Annotated in this window: 21 protein-coding genes; 9 read left to right on the top strand and 12 right to left on the bottom strand. The window is 45.5% G+C overall.

What is annotated here, in order from left to right; genetic code table 11:
* Positions 1-184: 184 nt before the first annotated feature.
* A complete protein-coding gene (gene fadB, locus AOT82_RS10195) occupies positions 185-2,344 on the bottom strand; it encodes a fatty acid oxidation complex subunit alpha FadB (protein ID WP_071002891.1) in 2,160 nt (719 codons plus the stop codon).
* Between the two features lie 810 nt (positions 2,345-3,154).
* Between fadB and AOT82_RS10190 the strand changes: the two genes are divergently transcribed.
* The 3 genes from AOT82_RS10190 to AOT82_RS10180 all read left to right on the top strand — a co-directional run bounded on the left by AOT82_RS10190 (position 3,155) and on the right by AOT82_RS10180 (position 5,752).
* A complete protein-coding gene (locus AOT82_RS10190) occupies positions 3,155-4,216 on the top strand; it encodes a polyprenyl synthetase family protein (RefSeq protein WP_071002890.1) in 1,062 nt (353 codons plus the stop codon).
* A 70-nt stretch (positions 4,217-4,286) separates the two neighbouring features.
* The gene (locus AOT82_RS10185) at positions 4,287-5,105 is read left to right on the top strand and encodes a DUF72 domain-containing protein (protein ID WP_071002889.1); all 819 of its coding nucleotides are present in this window, start codon (positions 4,287-4,289) and stop codon (positions 5,103-5,105) included.
* A gap of 134 nt (positions 5,106-5,239) precedes the next feature.
* The gene (locus AOT82_RS10180; protein WP_071002888.1) at positions 5,240-5,752 is read left to right on the top strand and encodes a hypothetical protein; all 513 of its coding nucleotides are present in this window, start codon (positions 5,240-5,242) and stop codon (positions 5,750-5,752) included.
* Positions 5,753-5,850: 98 nt separating this feature from the next.
* On the opposite strand, the gene AOT82_RS10175 is transcribed toward AOT82_RS10180, so the two are convergent.
* The gene (locus tag AOT82_RS10175; protein ID WP_071002887.1) at positions 5,851-6,480 is read right to left on the bottom strand and encodes a superoxide dismutase; all 630 of its coding nucleotides are present in this window, start codon (positions 6,478-6,480) and stop codon (positions 5,851-5,853) included.
* A gap of 527 nt (positions 6,481-7,007) precedes the next feature.
* On the opposite strand from AOT82_RS10175, the gene rdgB reads away from it, so the two are divergent.
* Together rdgB and tig are read left to right on the top strand one after the other, a co-directional pair.
* Complete coding sequence (rdgB, locus tag AOT82_RS10170; protein ID WP_071002886.1) at positions 7,008-7,661, top strand: RdgB/HAM1 family non-canonical purine NTP pyrophosphatase; 654 nt, start codon at positions 7,008-7,010, stop codon at positions 7,659-7,661.
* Between the two features lie 438 nt (positions 7,662-8,099).
* Positions 8,100-9,443, top strand: a complete 1,344-nt coding sequence (tig, locus tag AOT82_RS10165; RefSeq protein ID WP_071002885.1) for a trigger factor — start codon at positions 8,100-8,102, stop codon at positions 9,441-9,443.
* Between the two features lie 205 nt (positions 9,444-9,648).
* On the opposite strand, the gene AOT82_RS10160 is transcribed toward tig, so the two are convergent.
* The 7 genes from AOT82_RS10160 to AOT82_RS10130 form a co-directional block, all read right to left on the bottom strand.
* Positions 9,649-10,401, bottom strand: coding sequence for a HupE/UreJ family protein (locus AOT82_RS10160; protein ID WP_071002884.1), 753 nt, complete (start codon positions 10,399-10,401; stop codon positions 9,649-9,651).
* 51 nt (positions 10,402-10,452) lie between these two features.
* Positions 10,453-11,142 (bottom strand): urease accessory protein UreG, encoded by a 690-nt coding sequence (gene ureG, locus AOT82_RS10155; RefSeq protein ID WP_083328925.1) that lies wholly within the window; start codon positions 11,140-11,142, stop codon positions 10,453-10,455.
* Positions 11,143-11,220: 78 nt separating this feature from the next.
* A complete protein-coding gene (locus tag AOT82_RS10150) occupies positions 11,221-12,015 on the bottom strand; it encodes an urease accessory protein UreF (protein WP_071002883.1) in 795 nt (264 codons plus the stop codon).
* Positions 12,005-12,634 (bottom strand): urease accessory protein UreE, encoded by a 630-nt coding sequence (ureE, locus tag AOT82_RS10145; protein WP_071002882.1) that lies wholly within the window; start codon positions 12,632-12,634, stop codon positions 12,005-12,007. Before ureE ends, AOT82_RS10150 begins: the two co-directional genes overlap by 11 nt.
* A gap of 179 nt (positions 12,635-12,813) precedes the next feature.
* Positions 12,814-14,988, bottom strand: a complete 2,175-nt coding sequence (gene ureC / locus AOT82_RS10140) for an urease subunit alpha (RefSeq protein WP_083328924.1) — start codon at positions 14,986-14,988, stop codon at positions 12,814-12,816.
* Between the two features lie 44 nt (positions 14,989-15,032).
* Positions 15,033-15,335: an urease subunit gamma gene (gene ureA, locus AOT82_RS10135; protein ID WP_057761815.1), complete on the bottom strand. Its 303-nt coding sequence runs from the start codon at positions 15,333-15,335 to the stop codon at positions 15,033-15,035.
* A gap of 79 nt (positions 15,336-15,414) precedes the next feature.
* Positions 15,415-16,437, bottom strand: coding sequence for an urease accessory protein UreD (locus tag AOT82_RS10130; protein ID WP_071002881.1), 1,023 nt, complete (start codon positions 16,435-16,437; stop codon positions 15,415-15,417).
* Between the two features lie 803 nt (positions 16,438-17,240).
* Here AOT82_RS10130 and clpP point away from each other — a divergent pair.
* The 3 genes from clpP (at position 17,241) to AOT82_RS10115 (ending at position 20,699) form a co-directional block, all read left to right on the top strand.
* The gene (gene clpP / locus AOT82_RS10125) at positions 17,241-17,867 is read left to right on the top strand and encodes an ATP-dependent Clp endopeptidase proteolytic subunit ClpP (protein ID WP_212564481.1); all 627 of its coding nucleotides are present in this window, start codon (positions 17,241-17,243) and stop codon (positions 17,865-17,867) included.
* A 186-nt stretch (positions 17,868-18,053) separates the two neighbouring features.
* Positions 18,054-19,328: an ATP-dependent protease ATP-binding subunit ClpX gene (clpX, locus tag AOT82_RS10120; protein ID WP_071002879.1), complete on the top strand. Its 1,275-nt coding sequence runs from the start codon at positions 18,054-18,056 to the stop codon at positions 19,326-19,328.
* Between the two features lie 342 nt (positions 19,329-19,670).
* Positions 19,671-20,699: an SDR family NAD(P)-dependent oxidoreductase gene (locus AOT82_RS10115; RefSeq protein ID WP_083328923.1), complete on the top strand. Its 1,029-nt coding sequence runs from the start codon at positions 19,671-19,673 to the stop codon at positions 20,697-20,699.
* Positions 20,700-20,792: 93 nt separating this feature from the next.
* Here the strand turns inward: AOT82_RS10115 and AOT82_RS10110 are convergent, their stop codons facing one another.
* The 3 genes from AOT82_RS10110 to argS form a co-directional block, all read right to left on the bottom strand.
* The gene (locus AOT82_RS10110; RefSeq protein WP_071002878.1) at positions 20,793-21,887 is read right to left on the bottom strand and encodes a PTS transporter subunit IIC; all 1,095 of its coding nucleotides are present in this window, start codon (positions 21,885-21,887) and stop codon (positions 20,793-20,795) included.
* Positions 21,888-22,035: 148 nt separating this feature from the next.
* Positions 22,036-22,848, bottom strand: coding sequence for an SPOR domain-containing protein (locus tag AOT82_RS10105; protein ID WP_071002877.1), 813 nt, complete (start codon positions 22,846-22,848; stop codon positions 22,036-22,038).
* Positions 22,849-22,935: 87 nt separating this feature from the next.
* Entirely contained in the window at positions 22,936-24,765 is a 1,830-nt protein-coding gene (gene argS / locus AOT82_RS10100) for an arginine--tRNA ligase (RefSeq protein ID WP_071002876.1), read from the bottom strand.
* 443 nt (positions 24,766-25,208) lie between these two features.
* On the opposite strand from argS, the gene AOT82_RS10095 reads away from it, so the two are divergent.
* A complete protein-coding gene (locus AOT82_RS10095; RefSeq protein WP_071002875.1) occupies positions 25,209-25,427 on the top strand; it encodes a DUF2788 domain-containing protein in 219 nt (72 codons plus the stop codon).
* Positions 25,428-25,458 lie beyond the last annotated feature (31 nt).

The raw sequence follows: 25,458 nt of genomic DNA, 5'->3' as shown, positions 1-25,458 counted from the left end.
CTCTATAGCCATCTATCACGCGATCCGTACATCAGTACGATAACTATCTAGATGTTTTCGCGCTGGATATTATCGCGGCAGGCCAGACCTGATAAAACCGACCAAAACGGTGCGTCTGCTATTTTTTTATCACCGATAGCGACGTCAGCAAACGCACCCCACTTATCCTAATACGGTATGTTCGTTACGCTGTGGCGTAAAAAGTCTCGCCAGCGGCTGCCATATCGCGAATCTTCTGCGGCGCTTCATAAGCTTTGCCAAGGTGTGCGTATTTTTCGCATAGTGCCAAGTAGTTATCGAGACCCATTTGGTCGATATAACGACAAGGACCACCGCGGAATGGCGGGAAACCGACGCCCATAATCATCGCCATGTCAGCCTCGGCAGGCGTGCTGACGATGTTGTCTTCTAGGCAGCGAACCGTTTCGTTGCAGAAAGCCAGCATAGTGCGGTCGATGATGGTTTGATCATCAAACTCTTTTTTGTCGCTATCTGTCGTGGTTTTAAGTAGCTCATAAGTGGCGTCGTCAGCGACTTTCTTTGGCTTACCGCGCTTGTCAGTTTCATATTTATAGAAACCTACGCCGTTTTTCTGACCGAGACGCTCATTCTCATATAGATGCTGAATCGCCCCTTTATAGTCTGGTTTCATGCGGTCAGGGAAACCATCCGCCATCACTTCTGCGCCATGTACACCTGTATCTAGACCGACCACGTCGATTAGGTATGCAGGGCCCATTGGCCAGCCGAATTTTTCCATGACTTTATCAACATGAGCAAAGTCAGCACCTTGCTTGAGCAATAAATCAAACGCGCCAAAGTATGGGAACAAGACACGGTTGACCAAGAAACCTGGGCAGTCGTTGACCACAACTGGCACTTTACCCATTTTTGAGGCGAGTGCTACGGTAGTCGCGATGGCTTCTTCAGAAGATTTTTCACCGCGAATCACTTCAACGAGTGGCATGCGATGTACTGGGTTGAAGAAATGCATACCGACGAAGTTTTCTGGGCGCTCAAGCACTTCTGCTAAATGCGTAATAGAGATCGTTGAAGTATTCGAAGCCAAAATCGCGTCTTCTTTGACTAAGCCTTCGACTTCTTTGAGTACCGCGTGCTTCACTTTTGGATTTTCTACGACCGCTTCGATGACGATATCAGTCTCGCTAAAGTCGCCATAGTTCAAAGTAGGACGGATGCGGCTTAAGGTTTCACCCATTTTCGCTGGGGTCATCTTCTTACGTTCAACCATTTTACCAAGCAGTTTGCTGGCTTCACCCATACCAAGATCTAATTGCTCAGACTTGATATCTTTCATGATAATTGGCAAGCCTTTGCTGGCCGCTTGATACGCGATACCGCCACCCATGATACCAGCGCCTAGCACAGCGGCTTCATTGATATCATGTGCAAGCTTGCTGTGTTTTTTGGCCAGTTTTTTGACTAGCTGATCGTTTAAGAATAGACCAACCAAGCTCTCTGCTTGCGGGGTTTTGGCCGCTTTGGCAAAGCCAGCAGCTTCAACTTCAATCGCTTTGTCACGTGGTAGGTTGACGTGCTTTTCAATCGCTTCAATAGCAAGAGCTGGTGCTGGGTACTGCTTAGGATTGGCTTTAGCGAAAATAGCACCTTTGGCACTATTAAATGCCATGGCTTGCTCAAGCTGGTTTAGCTTAACAGGAGCCAGTTTTTCTTCACGTTTTGCTTGCCAATCAAGCTCACCTGAGATACATTTTTTGACCAAATCAATGGCTGCATCTTGCAAGTCGTCAGCTGGTACGGTTGCATCAACCAAGCCGAGTTTTAGCGCATCAAGTGGTTTTTTTGGTGTGCCAGTGGCGATAAGCTCAAGCGCGTTATCGATACCAATGATACGCGTACTACGAACCGTACCACCGAAGCCTGGGAAGATACCTAGCTGAGTTTCTGGTAGACCGATAATCGCTTTGTCACTCATGACGCGGTATTCACAAACCAAGGTCATTTCACAGCCGCCGCCCATTGCCGCGCCATTGATGGCAGCCACTTTCGGGAATGGCAAATCTTCAAAACGATTGAAAGCGTCATTGATATGAACGACCCAATCTTTGATCTCGCTTTCTGATTTTTTGAAAGAAGCCACAAACTCTGTGATATCAGCACCAGCGATAAACACGCCTTTGCCTGAAGTGACGATAAGACCTTTGACGTCGTCCGCTTTTTCTAAAGCAGTAACGGCTTCACCAAACTGTTTGTTGGTTTCGGCATCAAATTTGTTCACGCTCTCATTTTCGGCGTTGTAGTGCATGTTGGCGATGCCATCTTCTAGCATTGTCACCGTGATGCGATTTCCTTGGTATACCATTTGAAACTCCTTTCTATATAACGAAAGCTACGTTTTGAATTAAAATAAATAGCCAGTTACTGTTAGTAAAATGGGTAATAGCACTGTGCGCCGCCTTCAAGACAAGCATCGTCATGACGACAAACCACTAGCGGGCGCACAGTGAAGGTGTCTTTATTATCCAGCGCTCATGATTTGATACTTATTTTGACGTCTCTTGTATTGTACCCCATCACACGGCGCTTCATTTATATGTTGCAAATACCGCTATTAAAATACTGACTGAGACATGGTCTAACACTGACAATTGCTGAAGTAATACGCTCAGTAAAAACCCATTACGGTCAACATCAGACCATTTTCACGTCAATTAGTGTAGGGGATTATGCCCCCAACTGTCACAAGCTAATACCATACTCGCAAGTCACTCTTAAATCACCTGTAGGCATTTACCTTATGCGCAAAGTGTTTTAGTGAATACTTGTATACTGAGCTGCTATTTTGAATGTATTCGGTCTTGCTCGTCTTTACGGTCTACCACCTCAAGGGTGATAAACCGTTGCTGTAGCCCAATTAATATAACTTACTTAGCTTGCGCTTTTATCAAAACATATTCAACCAGCAAGTGACATCAGCGATACGTAACCAAGACTTGTTGTAAGATTACGATTGTATTGCCTCGTTTTTGGATAAATCAGAGCTATAAAATGCAAAAAACAAACGATTGATACCGTGTCTCACACGAGCAATATGGCCTATCATGCTACACTAATACCGTTTTTGCCTTATCCTTAATAAGTTTTCATTGTATCCCTGATAAATGGTTGGATTATGACGGTTTCCCTTACTTCTAGCGCTATCTCTTCTGGCTTTACCCCTTTTAACGCTGTCTCTTTTCAAAGCACTGAGCAATTTCATGGTGCTGTGCGCGCGCAACTGGCAAAAGATATTGAGGTCTTGTTTGCTTATGCCAAGCTGCCTAGTCCACTGGTAGACGCCTGTCTTTATGTCATGACGGGACAAGGTAAATTGGTGCGCCCATTGATGGTTGCCAGTGCTTTTGCCAGTATTAATAGCGGTAATAGTGAACGTACAGACGAGCGCAATGACGACATCGACATGCTCAATGCTGATCTGGACTCATTGCTGGAAAACGACTCAGACTATGATATGTCGCGCCGTGCTGCATTGGCCGTAGAGCTACTACATACCTATTCGTTGGTGCATGATGATTTGCCATGTATGGATGATGACGAGCTGCGCCGTGGGCAACCGACTGCTCATATTGCCTTTGATGAAGCGACGGCACTGCTGGCAGGCGATGTATTGCAGACGCTCGCATTTGAAGTATTGACCGCAGAGATGCCAACCTTTGCGCCATTCGATGCCAATATCGCAAGTCAGCTATTGGCCATATTTGCCCCGCGCGCTAGACGCATGGTATCTGGGCAAATGCTGGATCTGAATGCCGAAGCCAGTACTGATATTGTGCAAAACGATTTAGAAGCCATCCATCGTGACAAGACAGGTGCACTGATTGAAGCGGCCATGCTTATGGGCGGCGTCTGTGCTGGCGCAACGGCTCCACAGCGTATGGCATTGCAAGAGTGCGCCCAATATATCGGTCTTGCCTTTCAAGTTCAAGACGATGTATTGGACGTCACGATGACGACAGATACGCTTGGTAAGCCTGCGGGTAGCGATGAAAAATTGGACAAATCTACCTATGTAAAACTGATGGGCGTCGATGACGCGACCAGCTATGCGCAATCGCTATTTGATGGTGGGCGCGCGGCTATCAGCCGTGAACTTAGCAATAATCAAGACAACACTGTCAAAAACAATGATGCGCTACTGGCATTGATTGAATGGCTGTGGTCACGTAAGAAATAGCTAGTGAATAGCCGCTGAATAAAAACAGCTCAGAAAGTTTTATCACCTCAAACGGCAGTGAGTGGTCAACATGGACAGTAACCCTACCCCGCGCATTTACCTCGGCACTGGTGGCTATAGCGACACGGATTTGCTCGGCACGCTGTACCCACAAGGCACCAAAAAAGCGGACTTTTTACGTGAATACGCCAAACAATACGGTGCAGTCGAAATAAACAGCACATTCTATGCGCCCATCGGGCAAAAAGCCTTTGCGGGGATGATTGATAAAGCTTACACACAAGCTAATAGCCAGTTAAAATTTGCCGTTAAACTACACCAAGACTTTACTCATGCACGTAAAGGCACTGCCGCACACGCACAGGCTTTTCTTAACGCCTTGTCGCCACTTGTTGAAGCGGATGCGTTAGCGCCGTTACTGCTCCAGTTCCCACATGGCTTTGACCGTACTCGCGAGCATCGTCTGTACTTGGCAGAACTTGTCAGCTGGTTTAAGGACTATCCGCTTGCCATCGAGTTTCGTCATAACGGCTGGCACACGCCGCAAGTAATCGATAGCTTTAAACAGCAGGGGCTGATTTGGTGCAGTGTCGATTATCCTAAAGTCAGCGGGCTGCCGCCCTCGCGCCTGATATTTACCGAACGTACGGGCTATCTGCGAATGCATGGCAATAATCTGAACTGGTGGGATGCGATGAGCGCGGCTGATCGTCATGATTATCGCTACTCTGAGGCTGAGATGAACGACTGGGCGCAAGCGATTACCAATCAGCGTCAGCATTTTGATACGCTCTATATCTTTTTTCAAAATACGGTGAAGGCGCATGCTTATTATAATATTGCGATGCTGCGAGAAGCGTTGGGTAATTTTGGGTTTGAGGTTTTGTAGGATTAAGTTTAAATAATAATCTTAACTATATTTGTAGGCTGGGTTTTTAACCCAGCATTTTATCTTTGCAAAGTTTCAAAGCTAGGTTAAAAAACCAAATTACGTCTACTAAATATTATCAACTGGTATCAATTATGAAACATCGTTTTGTACTTACCCTAGTCTTATTATCTTGCTTTCAATTGGGTTGTGTCAGTACAACAAAAAGTATAGATATAAATAAAAATAATATGGAACAAAAAGACGTTATTGTAGAGCCAGCCAAAGTTGTTATAGAAGAAAAAAAAGCTCGTAAAAGACCGACTGATCTTTTTACTCATTATCCATCTGAGTCACAGATGGTGGCTATTATCTATGGCGAGTTTGTACTTAAAAATAATTGTCTATTGCTTGAGCTTACTGGACAAGATGCTTTTATAACCCCTGTCTTTCCTCAAGGCAAAGCCACTTTTTTAATAGAGGAAAATGCTGTTATGCTAGGAGATATTAAAGTGCCATTGGATGTACAAGTAGGCACAGGCGGCGGCGCTTTACCTAAAAATAACGTGGTTTATGCTACTAAAGGTGATGCGTCATGCCTAACAGATAGAGTGTTTATAACAGATGCTGATGTGATTGCTATTGAAGAGGACACAACAATTAAATAAGGTCTATATTCATTAGCGGCTCCCAAACTGTCCATTAAAACCAAAAAAAGGACGCCTCTCAGCGTCCTTTTTTATTAATCGAAACTTAAGCGTTAAGATTACTCTTCAACGCCTGCGTCTTGACCTTTATATTTTGCGTTTGCGTAGTCCCAGTTTACGAGCTTGTCTAGGAAGGTATCTACGTAGTCAGGACGACGGTTACGGTAGTCGATGTAGTATGCGTGTTCCCATACATCACAAGTCAATACAGCGACTTGGTCGTGCGCTAGTGGGGTGTCTGCGTTGCCAGTTTTGGCGATAGACAGTTTGCCACCCACTTTATCAGCGACTAGCCATGCCCAGCCTGAACCGAACTGTGAAGTTGCCGCATTTTTGAACTCTTCGCGGAACTTGTCATAGCTGCCAAAATCTTCTTCGATTTTTGCTTTTAGATCGCCAGTAGGTTCGCCGCCGCCGTTGGTTGGCGTCATGCAGTTCCAGTAGAACGTGTGGTTCCATACTTGAGCGGCTTGGTTGAACATACCTTGCTTGCTGTCATCTTTAGCAGTCGCTTTGATGATTTCTGGTAAGGTTTTGTCTTCTAAACCAGAACCTGGTAGTAGCTCATTTAACTTGTTTACGTAAGCAGCATGATGCTTGTCATGATGATATTCTAGCGTCTCGGCACTGATATGTGGCTCTAGCGCGTCTTTTGCATATGGGAGATCTGGTAAAGTAATATTTGACATAATTATTTTATCCTTGCTTATTTGTCCACTCATACTACTGTCTCTCTAAATACAGACATACCTAAAATAGATACGCCTTAAGAATAGAAACACTTGGTATCGAGCTAAATTGGCTGAGTTGATTGTTTGAAGTGAATGTTATCGCTTAATACACGTGATTGCTTAACACTGTATCACGTATTATTATGAATCCAAAATTAACCTAGCTGTTATTGTTCGTCCAAAAGCCAAGTGTTTGACTCTATAGACTTATATTAACTTAATATTCACAAGCTATAAGATATATTTCACTGTAGCTTGGTCACTATTATAACAACAGCCCCTAATAATATCAGTTACCAAATGTTATAGCTCGTATATTCTGCATCGTCACTGGTTATTTATTCAACGATGACCTTTTACCTCGTCAAACCCTATGCCATCAGTACTAACATCGTTATCGAGGTCGATCTTATAGCATCTATAAAAATGCCAAAAGTTAAAGCTCGGCTAATTCATTCATATTTTTTATATAACGGAACGACCCTATGAGCACTACCGATACCGTACAACTTGCTCCCCAATCAACCTCTAATAACCAGTGGGTGCTGGCCAGCAATAACAAAGGCAAACTGGCTGAGTTTAAACGGCTATTTGCCGAAGCGAACTTGGACGTGACGATTGTCCCGCAAGGTCAGCTCAATATCGACGATGCGATAGAAGATGGGCTCAGCTTTGTCGAAAACGCCATTATCAAAGCCCGTCATGCCAGCCGTCTGAGCGGCTTGCCTGCGATTGCTGATGACTCAGGACTGTGCGTGCCTGTACTCGGTAATGCCCCCGGCATCTACTCGGCGCGCTATGCTGGCGAGCACGGTAACGATGACAAAAACAACGCCAAGCTCATTGCTGACTTGCAGCCGCTACGCAACGCCCAGCCTGACACACCGATTGAGGGTATGTTCGTTTGCGTATTAGCGATGGTGCGTCATGCAGATGACCCATTACCGATTATCGCTCAAGGCTTATGGCACGGTGAGATCTTAGACGCACCGCATGGCGACGGCGGTTTTGGCTATGATCCATTGTTTTGGTTACCTAATCTACAAGCCAGTGCGGCAAGCCTAAGCGCGGCTGATAAAAATCGTCTCAGTCATCGGGGGCAGGCTATTCAGCAATTATTGGCACAACTGCCTTTATAGGTTCTCTTATAAAAACTTTATAGGTTCTCTTGTAAAATAAGTGCGCTTGTCATCGCAAAAAACCTTAGAAACCCTGCCGTCAAAGAGATAATTTTTACTTTAATAAGCAGATAGATTATACTGTTCTACTTTTAAAATTTTGTTGAAGGCCGTTATTTGCCTGTATAATTCACCAAAAAGCGTTATTATGCGGTGCATTAACGGTTTATAACTGATATTTGGTAACCCTGACAACTTCGACAGTGTCACCCTTTGGTATCAGCGGCGATTGCTACTGGTGCTGATTTTGAAGTGGCGGGCTTATCATTATCCCCTATTTATTCCAGCGACAACCGTCGTACACGCCCGTAATTTGAGGCACGGTTTGTCTATTACCATTTAACCCAAGTACTATCTCATTAATCAAACGTACTACTTAATCCTAAAGGTGTAATGAACATGGCTACAGATTTGCAAGTCACAACCAACAAGCTATCTAATAAAGAGACTCAGCTCACGGTTAAAGTACCCGTTGAAAAAATTCAAAACAAAGTAGAAGGCCGCATCAGCCAAGTGGCGAAAACCGCCAAAATCGACGGTTTCCGTAAAGGCAAAGTGCCAATGTCGCACATCCGCTCACAGTACGGTGCAGGCATCCAGCAAGAAGTGATCAACGATGTGATCCGTGATACGGTCTTTGAAGCGATCAAATCTGAAGACATCCGCGCGGTTGGCATGCCAAACATCGACGACGTCAAACTTGAAGACGATTTCTTGGTGTATCAAGCCACCGTTGAAATCTTCCCAGAAATCGACGTACAAGGTATCGATGAAATCGAAGTTGAGCGTCACACGGCAACCGTCAGCGACGAAGACGTCGACACCATGATCGAAAACCTGCAAAAGCAGCGTCAAGAGTACGTTGAGAAAAAAGGTAAAGCGACTAAAGATACTCAGGTCACTTTCGACTTTGAAGGTTCAATCGACGGCGAGAAGTTTGAAGGCGGTAGCGCTGAAGACTTCAAACTAGTCATCGGTAGCGGCCAGATGATTCCAGGCTTTGAAGACGGTATCAAAGGCATGAAAGCTGGCGAAGAAAAAATTATCGATGTGACTTTCCCAGAAGATTATCAAGCTGAGAACCTAGCTGGTAAAGAAGCTCAGTTCAAAATCAACGTAAAATTGGTTGAAAAACCTAAGTTACCTGAGATCGATGATGCTTTCCTTGAGCTATTTGGCGTGACTGAGGGCGGCGTAGATAAACTAAAAGAAGACGTACGCAAAAACATGGAACGCGAAATCAAGAACGCCGCGCGTAGCCAAGTGAAGCAAGCGACTTTTGATGCATTGCTAGAAAAGAACGAGTTTGACGTACCAAGCGCCATGCTAGAGCAAGAAATCGAGCGTCAGCGCAACATGATGATGCAACGTTTTTCTCAGCAGTTTGGTGCGAGCGCTGATAGCTTCGATAAAGACATGCTGCCAAATGAGCTGTTTGAAGAGCAAGCGCTACGTGCAGCCCGTCTTGGTATCATCGTTGCCCGTGTTATCGACACCGAAGGTCTAGAAGTGGATCAAGAGCGTGTTGAAACCTTCATCAAAGAAGCGGCTGAAAACTACGAAGATCCAGCGGAAGTAATCGAGTACTACACCAATGACAAGCAGCAACGCGCTAACATTGAGTCTGTGGTACTAGAAGACCAAGTAGTAGATTACTTGATCAGCCAAGGCAAAGTGACTGACAAAGAAGTCAGCTACCAAGATTTGCTAGCGGCTCAGCAACAACAGCAGCAAGGTATGTAATCTAGACTGAGCGCTGTATGGTGTTAAACCATAACACCATACAGCACGCTTGTTCTACATATCAAAAAATACGGCCCCGATCATCGATCGGGGCCGTATTTTTTTGTGCACGCTCAATGGCTTTTTTGATTAACCAATCGCTAGCATGGTCGTTACGCAAGACGCATCAGCTAAGACTACGCTCAAAGTCTTGCAATAATACACCCTATACTAGAGCAGGTACAAACACCGCACCCAGTCCAAGTACGACCAGACCACGCTGTAACCATAAGTTATCACCTAGGCGCTGCTGTAGCTGCTGGCTGACCAACGTACCAACTGCATATAGCGCCAGCATCGTCACTAGCATCCCTGCATAAAAACCCAACTGACCACTTACGCCAGCATTCGCTGGTACTTCAAGGGCATGTGCCAATCCGTGAAAGACCGCCAAACCACCAAAACCAAACAACGATAGTTGCTGGATGCTTGGCGTATGCGCTGGCTGCGTACGCGCTGAAAAAGCTTCTTGTCGACTCTTATCACTCATCAAAATCAGAGCCAATACGACCACTGATAGCGATATGGCAATCTCAATCCATCCAGATGATGCCACAAACCCAACACCGCCAACCAACACCCCAATAGTGCCCAAAACGGCCCCTAGTGATAATCCAGTTGTCAGTGACATCATACCTAGGCGCTGCTTTTGTAGTCCATAAAACAACATGCCCATACCGACTGCCAAAAACAGATGATCAAGACCCGTCACTGGATGCATCAGTCCCGCTTGCAATGTGCCCAAAAACGAGGGCGCTTGTATAGTAGCCGAGTGAAGATGACCCGAATGTGCCTGCGCCAACGACGGTACCATCGTAAAGGTTGCAAGCGTCATTGAAGCCGCTGCTATTTTTCGAGAAGATAAAGCCTGTGAAAAACGGGCTTTATGACTGTGATGCTCTTTTGTATGTTGTGTCATGGGGTTGACTCCTTATGATGAATATTTTAATGATTGATGAGGGGCTATTGGTTAAGCGAGCATACCGTGCTCTTTGATAAAGGCAATAATTTCATCCAGACCATCACCGGTTTTCATATTGCTAAAGACAAAAGGCTTATCGCCACGCATTTTTTTGGCATCGCGCTCCATCACCTCAAGCGATGCGCCAACCATTGGGGCAAGATCGGTTTTATTGATGATTAATAAATCCGACTTGGTGATACCAGGGCCTCCTTTACGAGGTATCTTATCACCCGCTGAGACGTCAATGACATATAAGGTCAAATCAGACAGCTCTGGGCTAAAGGTCGCGGCAAGATTGTCACCACCCGACTCAATGATAATCAATTCTAGGCCCTCAAAGGTTTCTTGCAACTCGGCAATGGTCGTCAGGTTGATCGACGCATCTTCACGAATCGCAGTATGCGGACAGCCGCCCGTTTCTACGCCGCGAATACGTTCAGCGGGCATCGCATTATTGCGTGTCAAAAACTGCGAATCTTCTTTGGTATAAATATCATTGGTGACAACTGCCATATTGATCGTATCACGCAAGTTTTGACACAATTTTAGGGTCAAAGCGGTCTTACCACTGCCGACTGGCCCGCCGATGCCGAGGCGTAAGCAGGATAAAGAAGCAGGCGGATTTGACTGGTCATTATCAATATGTGAGTCAGGTGTAGATTGGATGCTTTTTGTTTTGATCGGGGTTAGAGACATGGTAAGCTCCTTAAATGTTTCATATAGGAATAGTGATAAATAGAGATAAAGGTACAGTTATGAGAGATAAAGGTACAGTTATGAGCGGAACAACCGGCTGTATTGCTCCTCATGCATACTTGAGAGAATCGCCAAATTGGGCAAGCTATTAGAAATATTGAGCCTGTCATAGAGGTCTTCGCACAGCTTTTGATAACCCTGATGTTCACTCATATTGAGCGTGTCGATCGCTTTTGATGACCTAATTACATTCTCAAAGGCTTGCTGTATGCTATCGCTCAGCGCTTCAACTTCAGAGCCAAGATCACTTTGCAGCTGCCACAAGATACGCTGACCTGCCATTTGCCCGAGTGGTACAGTCTTGACAGCAGCGAGCACCATATTTTCCAATTGAGCAAATCCATAGGTGGTCATCGACTGCATGAGTGGCAGCTGCCAATGCTGGGCAATGTGAGCAAAAAGTGGTAAATAACCATCATCAGGTATCTCAGCAGGTATACCAAGATTCAGTACCTCGTTGAGCCAAGATACCATCGCTTGTGCCAACTGCTGCGACTCTAGTATAAACTCTTTACTCTCAAGGCCTGCATGATAATCATGTGCCAGATTTGCCGCTAGCGCTTCATGACCTTGATCAAGCGCACACATGATCAGTGCCAATATAGGTAGCTCGTAGCCAATAACAGCCAGCGCTAGATAGTCCTGCATAAAGGTAAGCGTACTGGTTTCATCAAAGACAACCCCTGACTCAATCGCTGACTCTACACCTTGCGAGTAGGTATAGCTACCAATCGGCAAATTGCTCGATGCCAGCATCAACATCTGTCCAAGTTGGACAGACTGAGTAGGCTGAGTACTGCCATCAACCCTCATTTGAATGACCTATAGACGCATTATGATGGCTGTGGCTGTCATCATGGTTATGACTGTGATTGTGGTTGTGGTTGTTGTCATGGTCATCATGGCTATGCGCGTCATTATGCGAATGCGTATGAGCGTGAGAATGGCTATGCGAATGCCCGTGTCCTGTCTGATAAGCGCCTGTTTCAGGCTCAAACGGCACTGATGCAGACTCAGTATGCAGCCCAAGATTTTCTAGCATTTGTGCCAGTACATGATCGTTTTCAAAATACAGCGCGTATCCTGCTGCACTGTGCTCAAACATTAACGGCACATGGCGATTGCCCAAATGATACGCGCCTTTCATTAATAAAAAATCATCGGCTGCCGTCACTTTGGTCACCGCTTGGGGCTTGGCGATGACTTGCATCAACTCCCCTGCGGCATTGGTGAGGACGTCATCTCCTTTTAAGACACCAGTACGCGGCAAATCGATACCGACCGCCTCCCCTGAAACAGTAATGGCCCTAAAGCGAGAATGCTGACGAGTATCAAAGTCCAAAAGCAGATAGTCATCCGCTTGGCGCTGGGCAGTCAATTGCGCTTGTTGGATATCACTTAAGGTAGGAAGACGGGTATTAAATATTTTCATAAATATAATGCTCTGTTTACTGTGGCTCAAACGATTGAATAATAGTATTGATAATAAAAGTGCCCAAAATGGCAGTCAGCAATCAATGAGAAGATCACCCAAAACCAGCTCTCTATAAGCCTGTGACACGCTTTTTAAGACAGCCTTTAGCCGTGTGTCTTTAAATCTTAAAATAAAAATCAGAATAAGAAATAACGCTGTGCCATGGGCAGTACCTCAGCAGGCTCACAGGTAAGTGTCTTACCATCGGCACGTACTTCGTAGGTCTCAGGATTGATGTCCATATCTGGGCAGTAGCTGTTGAGGCGCATATCGCTTTTGCGAATCTCACGTATCCCATGGACAGGCTGAATCACTTTTGTCAGTCCAAGCTGTTTATCGACTTGTTTGTCTATCGCGGCTTGCGACATAAAGGTGATACTGGTTTGAGCAACCGATTTGGGATACGACGCAAACATAGGACGATAATGCACAGGCTGAGGGGTGGGAATAGAGGCGTTAATATCGCCCATCGGTACCGCAGCGATCAGGCCACCTTTGATGATGCATTCAGGTTTTACCCCAAAAAACTTGGGCGACCACAGCACCATATCCGCCCATTTACCCACTTCAATGGAGCCGACCATATCGCTAATACCATGCGTAATCGCAGGATTTATCGTATATTTTGCAATATAGCGTTTGATGCGAAAGTTATCATTGTCCGCGCTTTGATCGTAGTCGGTCAGAGTAATATGCTGCGCTTGATGCTCTGTTTGTGCTGTCGCATCTGGAGCCAGATGACCACGCTGAACTTTCATTTTGTGCGCCGTCTGCCATGTGCGAATGACCACTTCACCCACGCGCCCCATCGCTTGTGAGTCACTACTCATCATCGAGATAGCACCCAAATCGTGCAAGATGTCTTCAGCCGCGATGGTTTCTTGACGAATACGGCTTTCGGCAAATGCTACGTCCTCTGCGATAGCAGGGCTTAAATGATGACAAACCATGAGCATATCGAGATGCTCATCAATGGTATTGACGGTATAAGGCCTAGTAGGATTGGTGGAAGATGGAAGCACATGCGACTTGCCAATGGCCTTTAGAATATCAGGCGCATGGCCACCGCCTGCGCCTTCGGTATGAAAAGTATGAATACAGCGGTTTTTAAATGCGCCAAGCGTACTCTCAAGATAGCCACTTTCATTTAACGTGTCAGTATGAATCGCAACTTGCACATCATAGTCGTCAGCAACGCTCAGACAATTATCAATAGCTTGCGGCGTCGTACCCCAATCTTCATGTAGCTTGAGTCCGACGGCACCCGCTTCGATTTGCTCAGCAATTGGAGTGGGCACACTCACATTGCCTTTACCCAATAGCCCAATATTCATAGGGATACTATCGGTAGATTGTAGCATTGAGGCAATATGATATGCCCCCGGCGTACAAGTAGTCGCGAGCGTACCTTGGGCAGGGCCTGTGCCACCGCCTAGCATCGTGGTCACCCCCGACATCAGCGCCGTCTCACACTGCTGAGGCGCGATAAAGTGAATATGACTATCGACGCCGCCTGCGGTGAGGATTTTGCCTTCACCAGCGATGATTTCGGTCTCGCCGCCAATCGGAATATCGATGGCAGGCTGGATATCAGGATTACCCGCTTTACCAATCGCGCTGATACGGCCATTTTTGATACCGATATCGGCTTTGTAGATACCCGTATAATCTACAACCAGTGCATTGGTAATCACGGTATCTGCAACTTCCGCGCCCAGCAGTTGCCCTTGACCCATACCATCACGGATGACTTTGCCGCCGCCAAATTTGACTTCTTCACCCTTAATCTCGGTAGTATGGCTAGTACCTTCATCACTTTGTGACGTATTCGCTTGGTCAATAGCAGTATCTTTATGGCTGGTCAAATCCGCCTCAACCTGTAGCCAAAGCTCAGTATCAGCGAGACGCACTTTATCGCCGGTAGTCGGACCAAAATGCTCTGCATAAATCTGCCGACTTACCCGCTTTTGCGAAGTAGCCAGTTGCTTTTCATCGGTCTTATCTGGTTGAACCGCGCCCATGACACGACCTGCAAAGCCATATACTTCCTGCTTGCCAGCATAAGCCACCAATTCTACCTCTCGCGACTGCCCCGGCTCAAAACGAACTGCCGTGCCAGAGATGATATTTAGGCGATACCCACGGGTCTGCTCTCTATTAAAGCTCAGCGCATCATTGACTTCATAAAAGTGATAATGCGAGCCGATTTGGATCGGTCTATCGCCAGTATTACTCACACTGATGGTCTGTACTTGTCTTCCTTGGTTTAGGATAATGTCACCATCTTGGATGTTATATTCGCCTGCTTGCATGGGAGCCGCCTTATGTTGGAGTGATCATTTAGTGATAGACAGAACTATACGATGGGATTGTGTACCGTGACCAATTTGGTACCATCAGGGAAGGTCGCCTCGATTTGCACTTCATCGACCATCTCTGCCACCCCTTCCATGACATCATCGGCAGACAGGTAAGTAGCCCCTTCACTCATTAATTCAGCCACTCTTTTGCCATCTCTAGCCCCTTCCATCAGCAGCATACTGATATAAGCGATGGCTTCGGGGTAATTGAGCTTAACGCCGCGGTTTTTGCGGCGCTCAGCCACCATGCCAGCGGTAAATAGCATGAGCTTGTCTTTTTCTGTTGGCGTCAGATGCATGGCAAATCCTTATTTTATTTATTATAAAAGTTATAGCAGATTATCAGGTCGTGTGGCTTAGCTATGAAAAACCGTAGACTTAGGTGTCCCAAATACGCGGACGGCAAGGCTCAAGCTGCCACCAATGATGTCGCAAGCCTTCTCTGATTTGATAAAAAGCTTCAAAACAGCCGCGCACATCTGAACCGATATACCGAATATTAATGGCTTGACCGTTATGAGTACAATAAACCGGTAATCTAGCCTCAGCAATCATATGGCGTAATGCAACGATGGTATTGTCTAAATAGCGAGCTAGGGCCTGCTTCATCGTTGCTAAGGCTGTCTCGTCTGATTGTGCGGCAGAGGCAGGCAGTGCAGCGTTGTCATGTACATCGCTCAAACTTGGCACTGCCCAAAATGACCCATAAATATGCTGATCTGCTAGTCCTAGACTCGATGTAAACCAGCGACTTTGGGCAGCCTGTTTGACCCGATCAGCAACGATAACCTTACCTTCTCGGTAGATGTTTAATCCAGTATGATAACGCCCTTGCAAGAACTGCTCATCATATGCTTGCCGCCCAAATACGCTAATCTCCCAAGTCAGCAAGCTAGATGAGTCAGCTAAATCAAAACGGCTCACTGCATGCATATTGGCTTCGTTATAAATAATACTCTCTTGTGGTAGCCATTCTAAGCGAACATGTGCGGCGAGTTTGGCTTGCAGATGTTGGCTTGCATAGGCAGCTATCTTGTCTTGGCTCATACTTTGGTGCGTGTCGTTGTCGTCCGACCGAGCTTTATGTTTTTGGCTGACACCGTCATTACCATACCACTTGCCAGCCCCTGGTGTAGTGATAACAGCATGGCTGCCATTGTCTAAATGCAACTCTATCGTCAGCGTATCACCGCCTGCGATACCTGCTGGCGGATATAACATCAATATATGACAAATGCCTTGCTGCCCACGTGGCTCAGGATATAGGGCACGCTGTACCATAAGCGCGCCCGTGTGCTCACGATGAGATAGCCGCGTCTTAGCGGTAGCAGCCGCAATTTTGGCAATATCTGTGCGCTTAACAGTGTCAAAACTCAATGTTAAAGAAGAAGCCCAACTCATTTTATATACTCATTTGCTCATTTTACTCATTAAATACAATCTAGTAATCTGGTTCCTGACCAAAAAGTCAGTTAATTTCACTGTCTATACAAGCATTATGCCAACTCATATGCAAACACTCTTACATACACTCCACCATCACACCCAACATAATGATTTTACTTTGGTTTTGACTGTATATTTTTTCTTACTAACATGACAAAGCTGGTTTAGCTATTTTTTAATCAGCCTTTTACCGCTGATAACTATTAGATAAATAACGGTTTGCACCAAATTGTGGCGTTTTTCGTTAATATGCACCATTTTTTAGCATTCAAACTTGGACTATTAACACACTATGTCAGGCCGCACTTTCTACTTATAAGAATAACTATGAGTAAATGCGCTTAAGGATTCTTTTGACAACCCACATTTGCACAATTGAATAGTAAGATAGGTAGATTGCAAGGCAGTTAATCAGGTATTCTATGTTAAAAGTATGGTGAGACACTGCTCTATGATATCCATATCGGGGTAAGTTTCTGTGGGATACGCCTGATTTGCAGATAGAATCTGCCTTTTTTGGATATTCTTTCAACTTATATATAAAAATATAGCGGACTCACTTTTTCACCTATTTTATGTACAAACGGGTTTTATAGGCTTGAATAGTGGGCGTAGTCCCCCTATAAACTACCCATTAGCACAAAACATACCAGACAATAAAACCATTTTAACTGTTTTTTATTTTATCCCTTTATCGATAGGACTTTTCTATGACAGATTATGAACGCATCACTGCTAACCCACATTTTGATATGCTAATGAGCGCTCACAAAGAAGTACAAACCACCCAAGCGGCGCTAGTACCAATGGTGGTTGAGCAGTCTTCACGCGGTGAACGCTCGTTTGATATTTTTTCACGCCTATTGCGTGAGCGTGTGATCTTTTTGACAGGCCAAGTCGAAGACCATATGGCCAATCTAATCGTCGCACAGCTGCTATTTCTAGAAGCTGAAAACCCTGACAAAGACATTCATTTGTATATCAATTCACCAGGTGGCTCAGTAAGTGCAGGCTTGGCAATCTTTGATACCATGAACTTTATCAAACCTGAAGTATCCACCATCTGTATGGGCGGTGCTTATAGCATGGGCTCATTCTTGTTGGCCGCGGGTCAAAAAGGTAAGCGCTACTCACTCGCCAATGCTCGCGTGATGATTCACCAGCCATCAGGCGGCGCGCAAGGCCAAGCGACTGATATCGAGATTAATGCTCGTGAAATCCTCAAAATCCGTGATCGCCTAAACCGCATTTTGGCTGAGCGCACCGGCCAGCCACTCGAAAAAATCGAAAAAGACGTCGAGCGCGATTTTTGGTTAGATGCTGAGGAAGCCAAAGAGTACGGTTTGGTTGATGAAGTATTAGAGCGCCGTCCTGAATCTTTGTAATCTCAAATAAGCGCTACGCCTCTCAAACGAGTGCGCCATCATAAGAATAGTTATAGTCTGTTTGTATGGTAAATCAATATGCCGCTCATACCTGATAGATCGTAAGCAGGTATGAGCGTTCAACCAATACAACCATCGATATGTCGCAAATAGACTAACCAGTTTTAAACTTTAGGAGCGCCTTTTATGGCAGAAGATAACACCCCGCATTGTTCGTTTTGTGGTAAAGCCAAAAGTGATGTACAGCAGCTGATTGCTGCTGATGACGCCAATATCTGCAATGAATGTATCGAGCTATGTACTGATCTAATCGCAGACAGTGCAGAACACAGCGATGACGACAGCGACGTAGATACCTCATGGGTCAACAAAAAGCTACCTACCCCAAAAGAGCTGCGTGCCAAGCTTGATGAGTATGTCATCGGTCAGGACGCTGCCAAAAAAGCGTTATCGGTCGCGGTATATAACCATTACAAACGTCTAAAAGTCAGCCAGACACTTGCCAATAACAGCAAAAAAGCCAAAATCGGTGCTGATGACGCGATGGTAGAATTGGCAAAAAGTAACATTTTGCTGATTGGCCCAACGGGTTCTGGTAAGACCTTGCTGGCGCAAACCTTGGCTCGTCTGCTTGATGTGCCATTTGCAATGGCCGATGCCACCACCTTGACCGAAGCAGGGTATGTCGGTGAAGACGTTGAGAACATCGTGCAAAAGCTACTACAAGCGTCTGACTACGATGTGGCCAAAGCGGAACAAGGCATCATCTATATTGATGAAATCGACAAAATTAGCAAAAAAGGTGATAACCCATCGATTACCCGTGATGTATCGGGCGAAGGCGTGCAGCAAGCGCTGCTAAAGCTGATCGAAGGCACCGTTGCTGCGATTCCGCCGCACGGTGGTCGTAAGCATCCACAGCAAGAGCTGATCCAAGTCGATACCAGTAACATCCTAATCATCGTCGGCGGCGCGTTTGCAGGACTTGATAAAGTCATTCAGCAACGTACCGAAAAAGGTGGTATCGGCTTTAACGCAGATGTTAGCTCAAAAGACGACAGCCGTCGTAGCTCAGACTTGCTACAAGAAGTTGAGCCAGAAGATTTGATCAAGTTTGGTTTGATTCCTGAGCTCATCGGTCGTCTGCCTGTGCTTGCAGCGCTCAAAGAGCTTGATGAAGAAGCCTTAGTCCAAATCCTTACCGAACCTAAGAACGCACTGGTCAAACAGTACAAGTACTTGTTCGATATGGAAGGTGCTGAGATCAGCTTTACAGATGAAGCACTTGATGCCATCGCCAAAAAAGCAATGGAGCGTAAAACTGGCGCGCGCGGTCTACGTTCTATCGTAGAAAACGCCCTGCTTGAGACCATGTATGAGCTACCTTCTATGGAAAATGCCAAGACCGTGATGGTTGATGCAGAAGTCATCAATGAAGGTAAAATACCTAAAATTGCTTAATGCATAATGCGACTTAGATGGCTCATTATTAGTAATGAGGTATTCAAAAAAAGCGTCTGGCCTTATAAGCCACGGCGCTTTTTTATGTCTATCGATCGCCTAAATTATTTATCAAAAATTTGATTAACCTTTATATTCCAAGAACACTTAACAGTATAGTGCTTTAGAGATAATTGACGCTCCTCATTACAAAATGATAGCAGTATTTATCAATCGCAAGTAGACCTCATGATTAATCATGCTAATGTAGATAGTCTATTGCGACTTTTATTCTACTGCTGTTTTCCAACGTCTATGGCACCTATGAATACTCACTCTTAATAATACAAAGGACTGTTTATTATGCTTAACAATATAACCACGATGGCGTCCTCATTACGCCAGCACCTGCCCTTTTATACACCCAGCGAACAAGATAATGATATTGCACCTTATTACCAAAATCATGTCGCCGCCATTACTGGCGCAGGTTCTGGGATGGGACGCGAGCTTGCGCTTCACTTAGCAAAAATGGGCTGTCATGTGGCGCTATCAGACATCAATGTAGAACAACTGACACGAACCAAAGAGATGCTGGTTGGTTATGATGTTAAGGTCACCATGACTGTACTTGATGTATCAGACAATGACGCTATGCAAGCGTGGGCGGATAGCGTGATGCGCGACCATGGCAAAGTCAATTTCATCTTTAACAATGCAGGCGTGGCCTTCTCTTCGACGATAGAGGGCGCTAGTATTGAGGAGCTTGAATGGGTGATGGATATCAATTTTTGGGGCGTGGTTTATGGCACCAAAGCGTTTTTGCCACTCATCAAAAACAGTGTCAAACAAAGCGAGGTGACGAGTGATAATCAAAACGATCAACCCCGCCAGTTTAAAGAACATGGTCATGTGATCAATATCTCCAGCTTGTTTGGTTTGACCGCTCAGCCTTCATATTCTGCTTATAATGCCAGTAAGTTTGCGGTACGCGGCTTTACAGAAAGCCTGCGTCAAGAGCTTAACATTCAGAATTGCGGTGTATCAGCGACCTGTATCCATCCAGGCGGTATCAAAACCAATATTGCCAATAGCGCACGTGGCAATGATAGTACCAGTACGGTCGGTATGCCTACTGGTGATAAAGCCATTAAAAGCTTTAATAAACTGTTGAAATTTGATGCCAGCGAAGCAGCTTGGATTATTTTACATGCCGCTGCGACCAATCAGCAGCGCTGCTTAATTGGGAATGATGCCAAAATGGTTGATGCCATTCAGCGGGTATTCCCATCACATTATAGTGAAGTTATAAACGACATCACTCAGTTATCGCGTAAACTAAAACCAAGACGCAATAACAAGCGTAGTGATAAAACAAGTACCGCACCATAACTAACTGACGCTCCTTAAATAAAAAAGCCCTACTGTTTTTGAACAGCAGGGCTTTTTTGTTGTATGGTCACGAATACAAATTTTTAACCGTTTTTAGGGCAGCTTCATATCACCAGCGACTAGCCAGCCCATACGGCGCATGATGTAAGCGACCAAACCTGCAATCACTGCAGGCAATACAAACATCAGAAGGACAATCGCTGTCCATAATTGGGTCGTACTCATGATTTCTTGTGATGCTTCAATAACGCCGAACACACCAACCAGACCAGCGGTACCCATGCCCGCCCCTGTCGCCGTACAAGCCAAGCCAAATCCGACAGTCGCGATAGGGCCAACGATCGCGCTCGCAATAACGGCAGGCAGCAAAACGATAGGTTTTTTTAGCACATTAGGGATTTGCAGCATGCTGGTTCCCAATCCTTGAGATATCACGCCACTAAATCCATTATCCTTAAAACTGGCCACGGCAAAACCAATCATATGCGCGGCACAGCCAACAACTGCGGCACCGCCCGCCAAACCACCAAGGCCAATCGCAATACAAATGGCAGCGCTCGATGTCGGTAGCGTCAATAAGATACCAACGACGACTGCAATCACGATACCCATCAGCAATGGCTGTAGCTCAGTTGCCGCGTGAATCCCTTGCCCAATCGCATTAACTGCCGCAACAACAGGCGGATTGAGCAGCGCACAGACCAATAGCGCGATACCACACACTGCTAAGGGCACTAATAAAATATCGAGCTTGGTCTTGCCTGCGATCCACGTACCAGCGCGATAAGCGAATACAGACGTCAGATAAGCGCCGATTGGGTTGCCTGGCAGTGCTACAAAGGTCGCAGGGCCACCCTCTTGTGGTATGAATAGCGTTCCTGCCATTAGTGCTTCAGAATGCGCACCCAACATACCTGCTACAAGGCAGCTAAGCCTCACGAGTGTTGGCGCTTTTAAATAATAAGCGATACCTACCCCAATGCCCGCCCCCATCAATATTGACGCAAGCTTACCCACGGCGATTAATGCGGGCAAATTCAACCAGCCACCGATTTGCGAGATAATCAAGCCAGCAATTAGTGTGACAAATAGCCCTAACGCCATGCCCGTAAAGGCATTGATAAAGTACTTTTGAAAGAATGCTTTGATAACGCCTGCTTGCGGTACTGCTGAGGGAGATGCTGTCATAACCATACTCTTTATGAATATTTTGATTAAGGAGAAAAGATGATAGAGTGCTTAATAAATTAAAGAGATAAAAAAAGCGTCATGACGACGCTTTTTTATGATCACAAATACTTCTTATATATACCGATTATTATATATAGCGCTTGGACTAACGACGCTGTTCAACGATAATAGAGTCAATACCGTTATTTTGTAGGCGCTGCTGTGCTGTTGTCACTGCCTGACGGTTACTTAACGGACGCGAGATTACCTGATAGATAGGTAAGCCATTACCTGTCGTATTTTTGACTACTCTGGCATCCACGCCTGCCATCAATACTTGGGCGCGGCGACGATCTGCTTCATCTGCATCACTAAAGCTATTGATCTGCAAAATATAGGTCGCAGCAGGTTTGGCCGCTTGAATACTTGCCGTACCTGCTCCTGCATTGTTGTTACGGGTCGCAGAGTTGCTGGTGTTAGCAGGTGGCGTGCCATCATAAGTTGCGTCCTCTTCAACAACAACAATATCGTCGCCCGCAGCAGTATTACTACCGCCACTGGTCTCGCCTGCAGGACTTTCCACATTACCAAAGCTACCAGCATTATCTATACCATTAGCTGCCGTACTATCCGGCTGGGTCACGACGACATCCGGCTCAAACGCGCCAATATCTCCTATCTGATCGTTATCAATCTCAGCGATATCTTCATCAGGAATGGTTGCCATCTCTTGATTGGGCAAAATATCGTAGAATTCATAATCGCCATTATCGGTATCAGTATCTACGCGCGGCTGCACCTGCCTGTCAGGATCGTTCTCGGCGCTACCATCAGCGGGACTAAAGTTGAATAATGGTGAAAGGTAGATAAATACCCCGATCATAAGGGTCAATACCGCCCCAACAAACATCCACAATAAGCCCGATACGCTACTTGATTTGCGCTTTTCTGTTGCGCCTTTCGGTTTTTTGGCTAGCATGGATCTCGTTCTCCCTACTGAATTTAACGGTCATCATCGAATTAATGCTATTGGCTGTCTATACTCATGTCACATGTTAGAAAATGACTACATAGCAGAAGGTGCTGACAAACCAAGCAGACCAAGGCCGTTCGCCAAGACCTGTCTAACTGCTTTGGACAAGCGCAAACGTGCTTGCATCAATGCCATCTCATCTGAGCTTGGTGTTTCACCTGTCGTGAGACTGACAGGCAAAATGCGATTGGTGTCATACCAACCATGGAACAATGCAGCAAGCTCTTTTAAGTAGTTAGTCAAGACATGCGGCTCGTAGCCAGTCGCTGCACGTAATAGTGTCGCTGGATAACCAGCTAACAGTTTAATCAACTCGTCTTCATTGGGCGCATTAAGCAAATCTTGATGTGCCAAACCAACAGCATCATCTACTGCCAAATCGTAGGTTGCCAGTTTTTCTAATACACGGCAAACGCGCGCATGCGCATACTGAATATAATACACTTGATTGTCTTTGCTTTGTGATTTGGCAAGCTCTAAATCAAAGTCAATGTGTACTTCAGGCTTACGCGCGACATAGTAAAAACGCGCCGCATCATTGCCGACTTCTGCACGTAAATCACGCAAAGTAACGAACTGACCTGAGCGTGAAGACATTTGTACTTTTTCACTGCCGCGCCACAATGCCACAAACTGTACGAGCACGACATCAAGACGTTCAGCATCAATCCCCAACGCGAGCAGCGCCGCTTTTACGCGTGGCACATAACCATGGTGGTCGGCGCCCCAAACGTTAATCACTTTGTCAAAACCGCGATCAAACTTGTTTTTATGATAAGCAATATCCGAGGCAAAATACGTCGACTGACCATTAGCACGGCGAACCACGCGGTCTTTTTCATCACCAAAATCGGTCGATTTGAACCAGATGTTGCCGTCTTTTTCGTACAAGTAACCTTTGTCATCGAGTATTTGTAGGACAGGCTCAATCTCGCTATCAATCGATCTTTCACTGAACCAGCACTCGTAGCTCACACCAAAGTCATTCAAATCGTCTTTGATATCGGCCAAAATACTGCTCAAGGCGGCATTTAAAAACAGCGCATAGCTGTCACCAAGCAAGGCTTTGCTACCCGCAATCAAGCCATCAATATGCGCTTCTTTGTCACCTGAAATGAGCGTTTTTTCGCCATCCGCATTGATCTCAAACTTTGCGTCTTCTGGTACGTCTTTGGCAACATCGGCAAAACGATGAACGTAGCTGTCACCATGCTGCGTTTTTAATGTCTGTGCGATATCACTGACATAATCGCCTTGGTAGCCGTTGATTGGGAACGTGATTTGCTCACCATTTAGCGCCAAATAACGCAAATAGGTACTGGTCGCCAAAATATCCATCTGACGACCCGCATCATTGACATAATACTCGCGAGTGACGTCGTAACCGATGGCTTCTAGTAAGTTTGATACGCTCATACCAAACGCTGCACCGCGTCCGTGACCGACATGCAGGCTTGAGGTCGGATTGGCAGAGACAAACTCGACTTGTACCTTTTGACCATCAAACTGATTACTCAGACCAAAACGATCTTGCTGAGTAAAAATATCGTCCAATACCGCAAACTTAGCCTCTGAGTTTAAAAATACGTTGATAAACCCAGGACCGGCGATTTCTACTTGGCGAATGTCTTGATTCTCAGGGAGTGCATTGACGATTTTTTCGGCAAGTTGGCGTGGATTGGCCTTGGCCGCTTTGGCCGCCGTCAGTGCGATATTGCTGGCAAAATCACCGTGGCTTAAATCTTTCGTACGCGTGATTTGGCTGTTGTTCTGCCAGTCGCTTGGTAGCGTACCATCTGCTTGTAGGGTTTGAATGGCATCATTGAATAGGGATGCAAGCGTATCAATTTGGGCTTGTGACATAGGGATTTGAACTCAATTAAATAAACAACAAAAACGGTGCGAATGCGAGCAGTCGATAACTGCTTATTATAGTGCCGACCGACATTGCAGGGATAAAATAATGCAAAAAGATAAGTAATCTGTAAATATAACAATCTTTGCGCTTTATTGCACCATTTGCGCCAAAATTAGCCCTAAAATCTTACCGTTATGACAACTAATATTGATAATTGGGATTAATATAAATTTTGTTCGCTCGTTTGCTGATGCTTAGTAAAATAAATCTGGTATAAATAATATAAAATCAATGAGCGAATGACTTTGTCAATTGTAGCGTTCCTGTTGCCCGATACTGGGCAGTCGTTTATACCCAACCGCTTACACGTTATAATGATGGTTTATATTGCGCTTCTATGACGCTTTTACGCCATAGAAGACGCGTTATTACCCTATAGGATTACGCTATGTTTGCTATTGCTGCCAGTACGGTCACCAGTTGGGGCTTGTACGTCTTACTGCCGATATTCATCGCTTTCTTATTCTTTATCATGTGGGATATCTCTAAAACTTCTGATGCTGGGCGCGCAGGTACCTTTTGGATCTTTTTGGCCCTTGGCGCAGGCTCTGTTGGTTTCATCCTTAAAATAGTCATGGAAGTCGCTTTCAAAAAATGGCTGATATAATCAGTCATTTTTCGTCATTAAATCCCAAATA

The sequence above is a fragment of the Psychrobacter sp. AntiMn-1 genome (assembly GCF_001854065.1).
Lineage (GTDB): Bacteria > Pseudomonadota > Gammaproteobacteria > Pseudomonadales > Moraxellaceae > Psychrobacter > Psychrobacter pacificensis.
The sequence above is the reverse complement of the archived record's forward strand: the minus strand, read 5'-3'. Positions and strand labels throughout refer to the sequence as shown.